Genomic DNA, 12,561 nt, shown 5'->3' on the forward strand with positions numbered 1-12,561 from the left:
GGCCCTCGGGGGAGACGCCGCCCCTCCTCGCTCATCGAGTAGCCCGCGCAGCGGGCGTATCGAGATCCACCAGCGCCCGAAGGCCCGCCCCTACGAGCGCAGCCGCTCCAGCACCACGTCGGCGAGCGACTGCGCGAGGCGGTCGGCCGTCTCCTGCGTCGTCGCCTCGACCATGACGCGCACCATCGGCTCGGTCCCGGAGGGGCGGAGCAGCACGCGGCCACCCGTGCCGAGCTCGGCGGACGCGTCGGCGACGGCAGCCGCGATGACCTCGTCGTCGTGCACGCCCTCGCGGTCGACGCCGCGGACGTTCACGAGGGTCTGCGGGAACACCTTCATCACCGAGGCCAGCTCGGCGATGCTCTTCCCGGAGCGCGCCATCTCGGCCGCGAGCTGCAGGCCGGTGAGGACACCGTCGCCGGTCGTCGCGAAGCGGCTCATGATCACGTGGCCCGACTGCTCGCCGCCGAGGGAGTAGCCCCCGTCGTTCATCGCCTCGAGCACGTAGCGGTCGCCCACCCCGGTCTCGATGACGCGGATGCCGGCGTCGGCCATCGCGATCTTGAGGCCCAGGTTGCTCATGACGGTGGCCACCAGGACGTTGTCCCGGAGCACGCCGCGTCGGGCCATGGACGTCGCGAGGATCGCCATGATCTGGTCGCCGTCGATGATCTGCCCGGTGGCGTCGACGGCCAGGCAGCGGTCGGCGTCGCCGTCGTGCGCGATGCCCAGGTCCGCTCCGGCGGCCAGGACCGCCTCGGCGACGTGGTCGAGGTGGGTCGAGCCGACGCCGTCGTTGATGTTCAGGCCGTCGGGATCGTTGCCGATCACGGTGACGGTGGCGCCCGCGTCGGTGAAGACCTCGGGCGAGATGCCGGCCGCCGCGCCGTGCGCGCAGTCGATGACGACGTGCAGACCGTCGAGCCGGGTGCTGCCGAGCGACCCGAGGAGGTGGACCACGTAGCGGTCCTCCGCGTCGGAGAAGCGGCGGATGCGGCCGACGTCGGGTCCGGTGGGCGTGAGCGCGGGGACGCCGAGAGCCGCCTCGATGCGGTTCTCGAGCTCGTCGGGCAGCTTGCGCCCGCCCGCGGCGAAGAACTTGATGCCGTTGTCGGCGGCCGGATTGTGCGACGCCGAGATCATCACGCCGAAGTCGGCCTGCTCGTCGGCGATCAGGTACGCGGTAGCGGGGGTGGGGATGACGCCGGCGTCGAGGACGTCGACTCCGGCGCTGGCGAGTCCGGCGGCGACAGCGGCGCCGATGAACTGGCCGGAGATTCTGGGGTCGCGGGCGAGCACCGCGAGGGGGCGTCGACCCTCCGCCCGGGCGGCCGCACCGAGTACACGGGCGGCCGCCTGGGCGAGGCCGAGAGCCAGGTCGGCCGTGACCTCGCGATTAGCGAGGCCACGGACGCCGTCGGTTCCGAACAGGCGCGTCATAGTGCGCAGTCCACTTCTCCAGCTACTGGTCGCGCGGCCCGAAGGGCCGCACCGACTAGCGCTTCGAGAACTGCGACGCCTTGCGGGCCTTCTTGAGACCGGCCTTCTTGCGCTCGATGACGCGGGCGTCGCGCGTGAGGAAGCCGGCCTTCTTGAGGATGGCGCGGTTGTTCTCGCGGTCGATCTCGTTCAGCGCACGGGCGATGGCGAGGCGCAGCGCGCCGGCCTGGCCGGAGGGGCCGCCGCCGGTGATCTTCGCCACGACGTCGTAGGAGCCGACGAGGTCGAGCACCTTGAACGGGTCGGTGATCAGCTGCTGGTGCAGCTTGTTGGGGAAGTACTCCGCGAACTCGCGGGCGTTGACGGTCAGGCTGCCGGAGCCCGGGACCAGGCGCACGCGGGCGATGGCCTGCTTGCGACGGCCCACGGCTGCGCCGGAGACGTTGAGGACGGCGCGGGGCGTCGAGGACGCCTCGGTGGCCGGGCTTTCGGTGGAGTAGCTCTCGGGAGCCACGTCGATCTGGTCTGCGATCTTCGCCACGGTGTAGGTGATCCTTTGTCTTCGAAGTCTGGGGTGTCGGGGAGGGCCGGAGCCTACTGGGCGACCTGGGTGAAGGCGTACGCCTTGGGCTGCTGGGCCGCGTGGGGGTGCTCGGTGCCCGTGTAGACCTTCAGCTTGCGCAGCTGCGCACGGCCGAGGGAGTTCTTGGGGAGCATTCCGCGGATGGCCTTCTCGACGGCGCGGATCGGGTTCTTCTCGAGGAGCTCGGCGTACGTGGTGGCCGAGAGGCCGCCCGGGTAGCCGGAGTGGCGGTAGGCCTTCTTCTGGAGGAGCTTCTGGCCGGTCAGGGCGACCTTCTCCGCGTTGACGATGATGACGAAGTCGCCCATGTCCATGTGCGGCGCGAAGGTGGCCTTGTGCTTGCCGCGCAGGAGCGCCGCGGCGTGGGTGGCGAGACGGCCGAGCACGACGTCGGACGCGTCGATGACGATCCAGTCGTGCTGGACGTCAGCCGGCTTCGGAGAAAAAGTGCGAGTCACGTGAGTGCTGCTTTCTGGTCGGAGTGAGGTGTTCGTGAATCCCGCTCCGTGGCCGTTCGACCCGCGAGGGGCCGAACCGATCCGGTGGAGGGCTCAACTTCGGGCGCTCGGCACACGGCCGAAAACACCAAGGGTCGACATTACAGCAAAGACGCCGTCAGCGATAGCGGCGAGGAGGGGTCCCCGGGCCGGACCGGCCCCTCGGGAACGGAGCGGCCGCTCACTCCGCCTCGCCGAGTGCGGCCAGCACGTCCTCGGCGAGCGTCTCGAGCGCGTCCTGCGCACCGACCGACGACCGGAGGGACACGAGCCGGTCCCCCGCGAGCACCGTGAACGTCGACGCCGGGTCCTGCGCCGGGTCGCCCGGCTGGAAGAAGGCCGCCTCGCCCAGGTCGCTCCCGACCGCGCCGACGGCCGACGCCTGCTGCGCGGTCGCGTCGGCGAGGGTCGCTCCCGCGGCGGACTGGAGCAGCAGCGCGGTGGGGTTGCCGGCCATCGACCAGGCGCAGACTCCGACCTCCTCCGACGGCGTCGCGAACCCCTCCGGGAGGTCGAGGACCGATTCGATCGTCTCGACCGGCAGCACCTGTGCGCAGTCCAGCGTCTCGGCGACGGGCAGGGTGCGGCGCACGCGGGTCTGGACGGCGCGTTCGGCGAGCGAGGAGTCCTCAGGATAGTCGACCTCGCGCAGGATGAGCCCGCGAGCCGGCATCACCGCGAACGCGTTGGTCCGGGCCGCGTCGTCGCGGAGCCCCGCCACGTCCTCCGCGGCGAGCCGGCCGTGCCCGACTGCGACACAGGCGCCCACGAGCGCGCGCACCATGCTGTGGCAGAAGGCGTCGGCCCGGAGGTGCGCGTGCAGGACGCCGTCCGAGTCGCGCTCCCAGTCGAAGTCGAGCAGCGTCCGGATCGTGGTCGCGCCCACCCTCGCCCGGCAGAAGGACGCGTAGTCGTGCAGGCCGAGCAGCGACTGCGCCGCCCGGTTCATCCCGTCCTCGTCGACGGACTCCGTGATCCACGTCGTGTACGCCCGCTCGAGCGGGTGGCGCAGCGACGACGCGTCCGCCAGGCGGTACTCGTAGCGCCGCCACCGGGCCGAGAAGCGCGCGTCGAACCCCTCGGGCGCCCGCGAGACGCGGTGCACGCTGAGGTCGGAGTACTGACCGAGGATCCCGCGCAGCCGCCGCTCCAGCACCGCCTCCTGCGGCAGCGTCCCCTCGCCCGCGCGGCGACCGCCGCTGAGCCGGATCCACTGCTCCTCGCTGAGGTCGGCGTGCGCGACCTGGGCGCTGGCGTGCACGCCCACGTCCGTGCGGCCCGCCACCGTGACCGTGGTGCGCTCGGGCGTGCGGAGCACCTTCGACAGCGCGTCCTCGAGCACCCCCTGCACCGTGCGGAGTCCGGGCTGGAGAGCCCAGCCCGAGAAGTGGGAGCCGTCGTAGGCCAGGTCGAGGCGGACGCGGTGAAGCACCCGTCGAGTCTAGATCGACGCACAGGGCGTCCCCGGCCGCTCGGGACCGGGCTAGAGGCGCACTCCGACAGCGGCGAGGACGGTCTCCGCCCAGTCGAGCGCGGTGGCGGAGTCCCCCAGGTGCGAGACGATGCGGACCTCGTAGCCGCCGGCCTGGATCGCGAGCTCGCCGGGCTGCGACGCCGCCGCGTCGCGGTCGACGCGGTAGGCGGCGTCGCCCAGGGGCACCGGTGTCGCCCCGACGGCCTCCCCCGCGCCGACGAAGGTCTCGAGCAGACGCGCGGGGGCGAGGGTCACCTCGAGCGCGGAGGGATTGCCTGCGACGGAGTAGGTGCAGCTGCGGGCGTCGTCGGTCAGCGCGACCGATCCGGCGGGCAGCCCCGTGGTCTCCTCGATCCGCGAGGAGGGCAGGACGGCCGCGCAGTCGAGGACGGGCTGCTCGGCGGCGGCCGGCTCGGTGGGCACCGGCGTCGGGGTGATCACCGCGGTCGCTCCGGACCGCTCCGGGATCTCGACCACCGGCACGGACGAGCATCCCGCGAGGATGACGACGAGGGAGAGGACCAGGACGGCCGGTCGTCGGGGTCGCAGGCGCACGACTCCCCTTCCGCAGGCTCACCGGGGCGGCGGCCCCGGCCGCACCGGGCGGCGCGGTCGCGCGATGCAGCGCGATGACGCCATCGTAGGCGACGTTTCGCGCCACCGGAGTGTCGACGACCGCCCTCCCGGAACGACGAGAGCCCCCCGTCCCGGAGGACGGAGGGCTCTCGAGGTTGGCGCGGGACTACTTGGTCTCGCTGGTCTCCTCGACCGGGGCGTCCTCGACAGGAGCGTCCTGGACGGTCGCGACGTCCTCGGACGGCGCGTCCTGGACGTCGGTCTCCTCGACGGGCGCGTCCGCGACGGGAGCCGACGCCGGCGCCGCCGTGGTGCGGGACTTCTTCGCCTTCGGGGTCACGGGCTCGAGGACGAGCTCGATGACCGCCATGGGGGCGTTGTCGCCCTTGCGGGGACCGATCTTGGTGATGCGGGTGTAGCCGCCCTCGCGCTCGGCGACGAGCGGAGCGATCTCGGTGAAGAGCTCGTGGACGACGGACTTGTCGCCGATGGTCGCGAGGACGCGACGACGGGCGTGCAGGTCGCCGCGCTTGGCGAACGTGACGAGGCGCTCGGCGAGCGGACGCAGGCGCTTGGCCTTGGTCTCGGTCGTCTTGATGCTCTTGTGCGTGAACAGGGCCGCGGCCAGGTTCGCCAGCATCAGACGCTCGTGTGCGGGACCGCCTCCGAGGCGGGGGCCCTTGGTGGGCTTGGGCATGGGTTTACTCCAGTACTAAAGGGGTGTCAGCAGGTCGGTCGCGAAGAGCCTCAGGCTCCGGAGCGGAGACCTAGATGCTCTCGTCGTCGTAGCTGTAGAAGTGGGCGCCGTCGAACCCGGGGACCGAGTCCTTGAGCGACAGGCCGAGCTCCGTCAGCTTCTCCTTGACCTCATCCACCGACTTCTGACCGAAGTTGCGGATGTTCATGAGCTGCGTCTCCGAGAGGGCGACGAGCTCATTGACGTTGTTGATGCCCTCGCGCTTGAGGCAGTTGTAGCTGCGCACCGAGAGGTCGAGGTCCTCGATGGGCATCGACAGCTCGGTCGAGAGGACGGCGTCGACCGGCGCGGGGCCGATCTCGATGCCCTCTGCCGCGTTGTTCAGCTCGCGCGCGAGTCCGAACAGCTCGGTCAGCGTGCGACCGGCGGAGGCGATGGCGTCGCGCGGCGTGATCGCGGCCTTGGTCTCCACGTCGACGACCAGGCGGTCGAAGTCGGTGCGCTCGCCGGCACGGGTGGCCTCGACGCGGTAGGTGACCTTCAGCACGGGCGAGTAGATCGAGTCGACCGGGATCTGTCCGGCCTCGGAGAACTCGCTGCGGTTCTGGGTCGCCGACACGTAGCCGCGGCCGCGCTCGATGGTGAGCTCGAGCTCGAACTTCGCCTTGTCGTTCAGCGTGGCGATGACGAGCTCCGGGTTGTGGATCTCGACACCGGCCGGAGCCGAGATGTCGGCGGCGGTGACCTGACCGGCGCCCTGCTTGCGCAGGTACGCGGTGATCGGCTCGTCGTGCTCCGAGGAGACGACCAGGCCCTTGATGTTCAGGATGATCTCGGTGACGTCCTCGCGGACGCCCGGGACCGTCGTGAACTCGTGCAGGACTCCGTCGATCCGGATGCTGGTGACAGCGGCGCCCGGGATGGAGGACAGCAGGGTGCGACGCAGCGAGTTGCCGAGCGTGTAGCCGAAGCCGGGCTCGAGGGGCTCGATGACGAAGCGGGAACGGAACTCCGAGATGTTCTCCTCGGTGAGCGTCGGACGCTGTGCGATAAGCACTGTTGATTCCTTTCGATCACGTGTCCGCTATATGACACGTGCGTTTGCGAGGTATGAAGTTGTGAAAGAAATGCGCGATCCGCCGGTCGGCCGGCGCCCGCCGCGGAGGGCGGGAGCGCGGCCGACCGACGGCTGCGAGTGCTGGTGCTAGACGCGGCGGCGCTTGGGCGGGCGGCACCCGTTGTGCGCCTGCGGGGTGACGTCGTTGATCGAGCCGACCTCGAGGCCTGCGGCCTGGAGGGAGCGGATCGCCGTCTCGCGACCCGAGCCCGGGCCCTTCACGAAGACGTCGACCTTCTTCATGCCGTGCTCCTGAGCCTGGCGCGCGGCCGACTCGGCGGCGAGCTGGGCGGCGAACGGCGTCGACTTGCGCGAGCCCTTGAAGCCGACTCCACCGGACGAGGCCCAGCTGATGACGGCCCCGGAGGGGTCGGTGATCGAGACGATGGTGTTGTTGAACGTCGACTTGATGTGGGCCTGGCCCACTGCGATGTTCTTCTTCTCCTTGCGGCGCGGCTTACGAGCGGCCGACTTGGGGGTAGCCAATGTGTATCTCCTCTAGGTCCGTGTCGCCCGCGTTACTTGCGGCCGGCCTTCTTCTTGCCGGCGACGGTGCGCTTGGGTCCCTTGCGGGTGCGCGCGTTCGTCTTGGTGCGCTGTCCACGGACCGGGAGGCCGCGACGGTGACGGAGGCCCTCGTAGGAGCCGATCTCGACCTTGCGGCGGATGTCGGCGGCGACCTCGCGGCGGAGGTCTCCCTCCACCTTGTAGTTGCCCTCGATGTAGTCGCGGAGCGCGACGAGCTGGTCGTCGCTGAGGTCCTTGACTCGGATGTTGCCGTCGATCCCGGTGTCGCTGAGGGTCGCGAGCGCCCGAGTGCGGCCGACACCGTAGATGTAGGTCAGTGCGACCTCCACGCGCTTCTCGCGCGGGATGTCTACTCCTGCCAGACGTGCCATTGTGGCTTCTCCTGTTGAGTGAGTGGAGGTGTGATGCAACGCCGGTGCCCCGGCCTCCACCGGGGGTGTCCTCGCCGTTCGTCCCCGCCGGAGCGGGGATGCAGCGCGAGTGGTGACGTTGCGGTTCTGTGTTCTGTTGTGGGGCGGCGGACCGCCCCGGCGCCCCCTGCCGGGAGCAGCGGTCGGGACTAGCCCTGGCGCTGCTTGTGGCGGGGGTTGCTGCTGCAGATGACCATCACGTTGCCGTGGCGGCGGATGATCTTGCAGTGGTCGCAGATGCGCTTGACGCTGGGGTTGACCTTCATGGTTCTGTTCCTTGATTTCGCTGGCGTCGTGCTCCCGGCGGATGCCGGGGCCGTTCCTTACAGGACACGCACGTCGCGAACGGAGCGGGGCGAACGCCTACTTGTAGCGGTAGACGATCCGGCCGCGGGTCAGGTCGTAAGGGCTCAGCTCCACGATCACGCGGTCCTCCGGGAGGATGCGGATGTAGTGCTGACGCATCTTGCCCGAGATGTGGGCGAGAACTTTGTGTCCGTTGGTCAGCTCCACGCGGAACATCGCGTTGGGGAGCGCCTCGACAACCGCACCTTCGATTTCGATGACACCGTCTTTTTTGGCCATAGCCTCACTGTCGTTCGGAAGTAGTGTGTGTACTGGTCGTGCGAATGTTTCCGCGCGATCCTCCCCCGGGCGAGTGCCCGGGATGCGGTGTGCGGGCGTGCCGGAGCACGCGCAAAACACCAAGGGTCGATGCTACGCGATTCCGGCCCGCTCCGCCACCTCGGGCGTGTCGCACGAGCGGTCGGACAGGACGCGCCTCCGCCGACCGGCCCCTCGCCGCCGCCTAGGCTGGCTCCCGGGTCCGGCCCGGGCCGACGGAGGGAGTGCCGATGGCGCGCACGAGGAGATCGACGGACCGCGACGGGCGGCGCTGGTACTCGCATCCGCTCGTCACGGTGCTGGTCGCGATCGTCGTCATCGCCCTCGTGCAGACCTTCTTCGTGAAGGTGTACACCGTGCCCACCGGGTCGATGGAGAGCACCCTGCAGGGCGGCGGCTTCTTCGGCGACCGCATCCTCGTCGACCGCACCGCGGCGTTGCAGGGCGATCCGGAGACGGGCCGCATCGTCGTCTTCTCGCGCGACGAGGCCTGGGGGGCCACCGACTCGGTCGGGAGTCCGCTCTCGGAGGCCGTGAAGTACTTCGGCGACGTGACGAGCATCGGCCCCAGCCACGAGGAGTTCCTCGTCAAGCGCGTCATCGCGTCGGCGGGGCAGACGGTCTCGTGCTGCGACGCCGAGGGCCGGGTGCTCGTCGACGGGCAGCCGCTCGACGAGGACTACGTCTTCGAGGACTTCCCGTTCGACGCCGGATCCCTCGACTGCTCGACCACGCCCGCGTCGACCCGGTGCTTCCAGGAGTACACGGTGCCGGAGGACTCCCTCTTCGTCCTCGGCGACCACCGCTCCAACTCGAACGACTCGCTCGGGCTCTGCCGCGGAGCGGTCGGACCGATCGACGCCTGCGTCAAGACGGTCCCCGTCGAGCGCGTGGTGGGCCGGGTCTTCGCGGTCGCCTGGCCGCTGACCCGCTGGCGGCTGTTCTGACCCTCCGAGGGGATGCACGGAGGGACGGGCCCGTGCGGGTCCCGTCCCTCCTCGAGGTGCGTGCTGCCGGTCGCTAGGAGCGCACGACCTCGACGAGCTGCGGGAACAGCGGGTGCTCGGGAGCGAGCCCGGTCACGTCCGCGACGAACTCCTCCGGCGTGAGCGCGGCGAGCTTCTCGCGCAGCTCGACGCTCTGCGGGTCCTCCGGCACGTCGAAGCGCAGCGCGGCGCCGACGGCGGCCAGCAGCCCCGACGGGGTGCGACCGCGTTCGGCGAGCTCGGCCGCGGGGCCGATGAAGCGCTCGTGGCGCGACAGCTTCCGCAGGGGCTGACGTCCGACCCGGTCGACCGTGTCGGTCAGGTACGGGTTGCCGAAGCGCTTCAGGGTCTTCTCGAGGTAGGCCTGCTGCTCCTCGTCGCTGAAGCCGTGCTTCGCGACGATGAGCGCCTTGGTGTCCTCGAGGGCCGCCTTCACCGCGTCGTGCACCTCCGGGATCGCCAGAGCGTCCGAGAGCTTGTGCGCGCCCGCCGCGAAGCCGACGTAGGCCGCCGTCGCGTGGCCGGTGTTCACCGTGAAGAGCTTGCGCTCGATGAAGGGCTCCAGGTCGTCGACGTAGGTCGCGCCCGGCAGCTCCGGCTCGCCGCCCTCGAAGGGAGTGCGGTCGATGACCCACTCGAAGAAGCTCTCGACGGTGACGTCCAGGCCCTGGCCCGGCTCCTGGTTCGGCACGATGCGGTCGACCGCGGTGTCGGCGAAGACCGCGCGGGAGCGCAGTCGCTCCCACTCGTCGGCGCCCAGGCTCGCGGCGACCTCGGTCTGCAGCAGACGGGTCGCGTTGATCGCGTTCTCGCAGGCCATCACGCTGAGCCGGGCCGCGGACTCGTCCCGGGCCGCCAGGCCCTTGGCGATCACGGGAGCGACGAAGCGGAGGATGCTCGGTCCGACCGCGGTCGTGACGATGTCGGCCGTCGCGATCTCGCGGATCAGGGCCTCCTCGTCGGCGGCGGAGTTCACGGCGCGGAAGCGGTCGACCACGTGCGTGACCGACTCCTCCCCCACCTCGTGCACCTCGTAGCTGTCGGCGGCGGCGAGCTGGTCGATCAGCGCCGCGTTGACGTCGGCGAAGACGATCTCGTAGCCGGCTCCGTGCAGGATCAGCCCGACGAAGCCGCGGCCGATGTTGCCGGCGCCGAAGTGGACGGCCTTGGGCATCAGGAGTTGACCTCCCCGAGGAGCCCGTAGAGCGCCTGCGCGTCGGGGGCGTCGAGGAGCTTCTGCACCTCGTCCTCCTCCGAGAAGATGATGGCGATCTTCGAGAGGATCTCGAGGTGCTCGTTGTTGACGCCGGCGATGCCGACGACGAAGCGCACCTCGTTGCCGTCCCAGTCGATCGGCTGCGCGTAGCGGACGAACGACAGCGCCGAGGAGCGGATCTCGTCCTTCGCGTCGTTGGTGCCGTGCGGGATCGCGAGCAGGTTGCCCATGTAGGTGGAGACGGTCGCCTCGCGGGCGAGCATCGCCTCGTGGTAGGCGGGGGTCACCGCGCCGACTCCCACGAGCATGTCGGCGGCCTCCTTGATGGCGGCCTCCTTCGTGGTGGCGGTGCCGGAGGCGTTGATCTGTCCGATGGTGAGCACTTCGCTCATGGCTTCAGTCCTTCCGATGGTGGGAACAGGCGAGGGAACCCGCGGGGGCGGGCGGAGCGTGTCCGCCTCGTCGCACCCTACGGGTTCCCTCGTCGTGCTTACTGGATGGCCGCGCGGGCTACGCGCCGTGCTGCTCGCGGACGAGCGAGACGACCTCGTCGTACTTCGGGCTGTTCATGAAGTTGTCGACGGAGACGTGGATCGCGCCGGGAGTGCGCTGGCGGGCGCGCTCGGTCAGCTCGGCCTGGGTGATGACCAGATCGACGTCGTCCTCGAGGGCCGCGATCGCCTTGTTGGTGACCGTGACGTCCTCGAAGCCCGCCTTCTTCATCTTGTTGCGCAGGACGGAGGCGCCCATGGCGGACGATCCCATCCCGGCGTCGCAGGCGAAGACGATGTTCCGGACCTGGGTGGCGGTCGCGGTGGCACCGGCGACGGAGGCGCCGCTGGAGTCCTGCGGGGTGTTGGCACCGCCGGCGTTGATGAGCGAGCCCACGGCGCTGTCCTTGCCCTTGTTGGCCTGGTTCGCGGCGACGGCGGCGGCGAGCTTGTCGTCGCCCTCCTGCGCTGCGGCGAGGTCGCTCTTGCGGCCGGCGCGGATGATCACCGAGGCGACGGCGAACGAGACGGCGGCCGCGAGGACGACCGACAGGATCACGCCGATGAAGCTGTCGTTCGCGGTCTGCAGGAGCACCGCGATGATCGAGCCGGGCGAGGCCGGGGCGCGCAGGCCCGAGTTGAAGGCGACGTTGGTGGCGACACCGGTCGCGCCGCCGAGGATGACGGCGGCGAGGAGGGCCGGCTTCATCAGCACGTACGGGAAGTAGATCTCGTGGATGCCGCCGATGAAGTGGATGACCGCGGCACCGGGAGCGGAGGCGCGGGCGGCGCCGACTCCGAAGATCGCGAAGGCGAGGAGCACGCCCAGGCCGGGGCCGGGGTTCGCCTCGAGGAGGAAGAGGAAGGACTTGCCGGTCTCCTCCGCCTGCTGCACGCCCAGCGGGGTGAGCACGCCGTGGTTGATCGCGTTGTTGAGGAACAGGATCTTCGCGGGCTCGATGAAGAGGCTCGTCAGCGGGAGCAGGCCCGCGCCGACCAGCCACTCGACGCCGGCGCCGAGGACGGCCGAGAGGCCCTCGACGAGCGGGGCGACACCGGCGAACGCGACGAGCGCCAGCAGGAGTCCGAGGATTCCGGCCGAGAAGTTGTTGACGAGCATCTCGAAGCCGGGCTTGATCTTGCCGTCCCAGATCGCGTCGACCTTCTTCATGAGCCACGCCGAGAGCGGGCCCATGATCATCGCGCCGATGAACATCGGGATGCCCGCGCCGACGATGACGCCCATGGTCGCGATGGTGCCGACGACGCCGCCTCGGGCGCCGTAGACCATGCGGCCACCGGTGTTCGCGATGAGCAGCGGGAGGAGGTAGGTGATCATCGGGCCGACGAGGCCGGTGTTCACGACATCGGGGTCGGTGCTCCAGCCGCCGAACTGCTGGACCCAGGTGGCGTCGACGCCGAGCAGCGGCAGCCACCCGGTCTGGATGAAGAGGGCGGTGATGAAGCCCCAGGCGATGAAGGCCGCGATGTTCGGCATGACCATCCCCGAGAGGAAGGTGCCGAAACGCTGGACGTGGACGCGCGCTCCACCGCGCGTCGACGTCGCTGACGTCGTTGTCATGTGGTGTTCTCCGATTCTTGGTGCGGGATCCGGCTGTTCCTGAGCGGCCGGGTCCTGCGGGCGGGTCGTGATGAGGGGTGGTGCAGGGGGGTCTGACGGGGTGGTGCGTGACGGCGGCCCCGAGGGCCGGGGGTTCAGGAGGCGGCGATCGCCTCGGTGACGGCGGAGCGCGCCGCGGCGGCGCTGTCCGTCGAGAGCGCGAGCTCGGCGAACCGCTTCGCGTCCTCGAGCGTGTGCTCGGCCAGCTCGGCGCGCACATCGGCGAGAGCCGAGGGCGACATCGAGAGGCTCGTCGCGCCGAGGCCCACGAGGACCACGGCGAGCAGGGGGGCGGCGGCGG

Annotated in this window: 15 protein-coding genes and 1 pseudogene; 1 reads left to right on the top strand and 15 read right to left on the bottom strand. The window is 70.4% G+C overall.

Annotated features, from left to right (window positions below; all coding sequences use genetic code 11):
- Nucleotides 1-90: 90 nt before the first annotated feature.
- The 11 genes from glmM to infA all read right to left on the bottom strand — a co-directional run bounded on the left by glmM (nucleotide 91) and on the right by infA (nucleotide 7,907).
- Nucleotides 91-1,440 carry a phosphoglucosamine mutase gene (gene glmM / locus NB037_RS16130; RefSeq protein ID WP_251947553.1) on the bottom strand — a complete coding sequence of 450 codons (1,350 nt, stop codon included), beginning with the start codon at nucleotides 1,438-1,440 and terminating at the stop codon, nucleotides 91-93.
- Nucleotides 1,441-1,495: 55 nt separating this feature from the next.
- Nucleotides 1,496-1,981 carry a 30S ribosomal protein S9 gene (rpsI, locus tag NB037_RS16135; protein ID WP_194607437.1) on the bottom strand — a complete coding sequence of 162 codons (486 nt, stop codon included), beginning with the start codon at nucleotides 1,979-1,981 and terminating at the stop codon, nucleotides 1,496-1,498.
- 53 nt (nucleotides 1,982-2,034) lie between these two features.
- Complete coding sequence (rplM, locus tag NB037_RS16140; protein WP_055787189.1) at nucleotides 2,035-2,481, bottom strand: 50S ribosomal protein L13; 447 nt, start codon at nucleotides 2,479-2,481, stop codon at nucleotides 2,035-2,037.
- A 220-nt stretch (nucleotides 2,482-2,701) separates the two neighbouring features.
- Nucleotides 2,702-3,952 (bottom strand): tRNA pseudouridine synthase A, encoded by a 1,251-nt coding sequence (locus tag NB037_RS16145; protein WP_308202082.1) that lies wholly within the window; start codon nucleotides 3,950-3,952, stop codon nucleotides 2,702-2,704.
- 51 nt (nucleotides 3,953-4,003) lie between these two features.
- The gene (locus NB037_RS16150; protein ID WP_251947555.1) at nucleotides 4,004-4,549 is read right to left on the bottom strand and encodes a hypothetical protein; all 546 of its coding nucleotides are present in this window, start codon (nucleotides 4,547-4,549) and stop codon (nucleotides 4,004-4,006) included.
- Nucleotides 4,550-4,736: 187 nt separating this feature from the next.
- On the bottom strand, nucleotides 4,737-5,267 hold the full coding sequence (gene rplQ / locus NB037_RS16155; protein WP_251947557.1) for a 50S ribosomal protein L17: 531 nt from the start codon (nucleotides 5,265-5,267) through the stop codon (nucleotides 4,737-4,739).
- A gap of 70 nt (nucleotides 5,268-5,337) precedes the next feature.
- On the bottom strand, nucleotides 5,338-6,324 hold the full coding sequence (locus tag NB037_RS16160) for a DNA-directed RNA polymerase subunit alpha (RefSeq protein ID WP_173248947.1): 987 nt from the start codon (nucleotides 6,322-6,324) through the stop codon (nucleotides 5,338-5,340).
- 147 nt (nucleotides 6,325-6,471) lie between these two features.
- Nucleotides 6,472-6,870, bottom strand: coding sequence for a 30S ribosomal protein S11 (rpsK, locus tag NB037_RS16165; protein WP_055787170.1), 399 nt, complete (start codon nucleotides 6,868-6,870; stop codon nucleotides 6,472-6,474).
- A gap of 32 nt (nucleotides 6,871-6,902) precedes the next feature.
- Complete coding sequence (gene rpsM, locus NB037_RS16170; protein ID WP_207403162.1) at nucleotides 6,903-7,283, bottom strand: 30S ribosomal protein S13; 381 nt, start codon at nucleotides 7,281-7,283, stop codon at nucleotides 6,903-6,905.
- Nucleotides 7,284-7,471: 188 nt separating this feature from the next.
- A complete protein-coding gene (gene rpmJ, locus NB037_RS16175; protein WP_055787164.1) occupies nucleotides 7,472-7,588 on the bottom strand; it encodes a 50S ribosomal protein L36 in 117 nt (38 codons plus the stop codon).
- A 97-nt stretch (nucleotides 7,589-7,685) separates the two neighbouring features.
- Nucleotides 7,686-7,907, bottom strand: coding sequence for a translation initiation factor IF-1 (infA, locus tag NB037_RS16180; protein WP_022883252.1), 222 nt, complete (start codon nucleotides 7,905-7,907; stop codon nucleotides 7,686-7,688).
- Nucleotides 7,908-8,176: 269 nt separating this feature from the next.
- Between infA and lepB the strand changes: the two genes are divergently transcribed.
- Complete coding sequence (gene lepB / locus NB037_RS16185; protein ID WP_251947559.1) at nucleotides 8,177-8,893, top strand: signal peptidase I; 717 nt, start codon at nucleotides 8,177-8,179, stop codon at nucleotides 8,891-8,893.
- 73 nt (nucleotides 8,894-8,966) lie between these two features.
- Here lepB and NB037_RS16190 read toward each other — a convergent pair whose 3' ends face one another.
- The 4 genes and pseudogenes from NB037_RS16190 to NB037_RS16205 form a co-directional block, all read right to left on the bottom strand.
- Complete coding sequence (locus tag NB037_RS16190) at nucleotides 8,967-10,106, bottom strand: mannitol-1-phosphate 5-dehydrogenase (RefSeq protein WP_251947561.1); 1,140 nt, start codon at nucleotides 10,104-10,106, stop codon at nucleotides 8,967-8,969.
- Complete coding sequence (locus NB037_RS16195; protein WP_207403165.1) at nucleotides 10,106-10,540, bottom strand: PTS mannitol transporter subunit IIA; 435 nt, start codon at nucleotides 10,538-10,540, stop codon at nucleotides 10,106-10,108. The genes NB037_RS16190 and NB037_RS16195 overlap by 1 nt, the downstream gene beginning before the upstream one ends.
- A 118-nt stretch (nucleotides 10,541-10,658) precedes the next feature.
- On the bottom strand, nucleotides 10,659-12,221 hold the full coding sequence (locus NB037_RS16200; protein WP_251947563.1) for a PTS mannitol transporter subunit IIBC: 1,563 nt from the start codon (nucleotides 12,219-12,221) through the stop codon (nucleotides 10,659-10,661).
- A 134-nt stretch (nucleotides 12,222-12,355) separates the two neighbouring features.
- Nucleotides 12,356-12,561: pseudogene (locus NB037_RS16205) on the bottom strand (phosphoenolpyruvate--protein phosphotransferase); the annotation flags it as partial.

Source organism: Rathayibacter rubneri, from assembly GCF_023743255.1.
In the GTDB taxonomy this organism is placed as follows: Bacteria; Actinomycetota; Actinomycetes; order Actinomycetales; family Microbacteriaceae; genus Rathayibacter; species Rathayibacter rubneri.

Coding starts and splice junctions, on each gene's coding strand:
- glmM (WP_251947553.1), bottom strand. CDS start 1,440: ATGACGCGCCTGTTCGGAACCGACGGCGTCCGTGGCCTCGCTAATCGC.
- rplQ (WP_251947557.1), bottom strand. CDS start 5,267: ATGCCCAAGCCCACCAAGGGCCCCCGCCTCGGAGGCGGTCCCGCACAC.
- rpsM (WP_207403162.1), bottom strand. CDS start 7,283: ATGGCACGTCTGGCAGGAGTAGACATCCCGCGCGAGAAGCGCGTGGAG.
- rpmJ (WP_055787164.1), bottom strand. CDS start 7,588: ATGAAGGTCAACCCCAGCGTCAAGCGCATCTGCGACCACTGCAAGATC.
- infA (WP_022883252.1), bottom strand. CDS start 7,907: ATGGCCAAAAAAGACGGTGTCATCGAAATCGAAGGTGCGGTTGTCGAG.
- lepB (WP_251947559.1), top strand. CDS start 8,177: ATGGCGCGCACGAGGAGATCGACGGACCGCGACGGGCGGCGCTGGTAC.
- NB037_RS16190 (WP_251947561.1), bottom strand. CDS start 10,106: ATGCCCAAGGCCGTCCACTTCGGCGCCGGCAACATCGGCCGCGGCTTC.
- NB037_RS16195 (WP_207403165.1), bottom strand. CDS start 10,540: ATGAGCGAAGTGCTCACCATCGGACAGATCAACGCCTCCGGCACCGCC.
- NB037_RS16200 (WP_251947563.1), bottom strand. CDS start 12,221: ATGACAACGACGTCAGCGACGTCGACGCGCGGTGGAGCGCGCGTCCAC.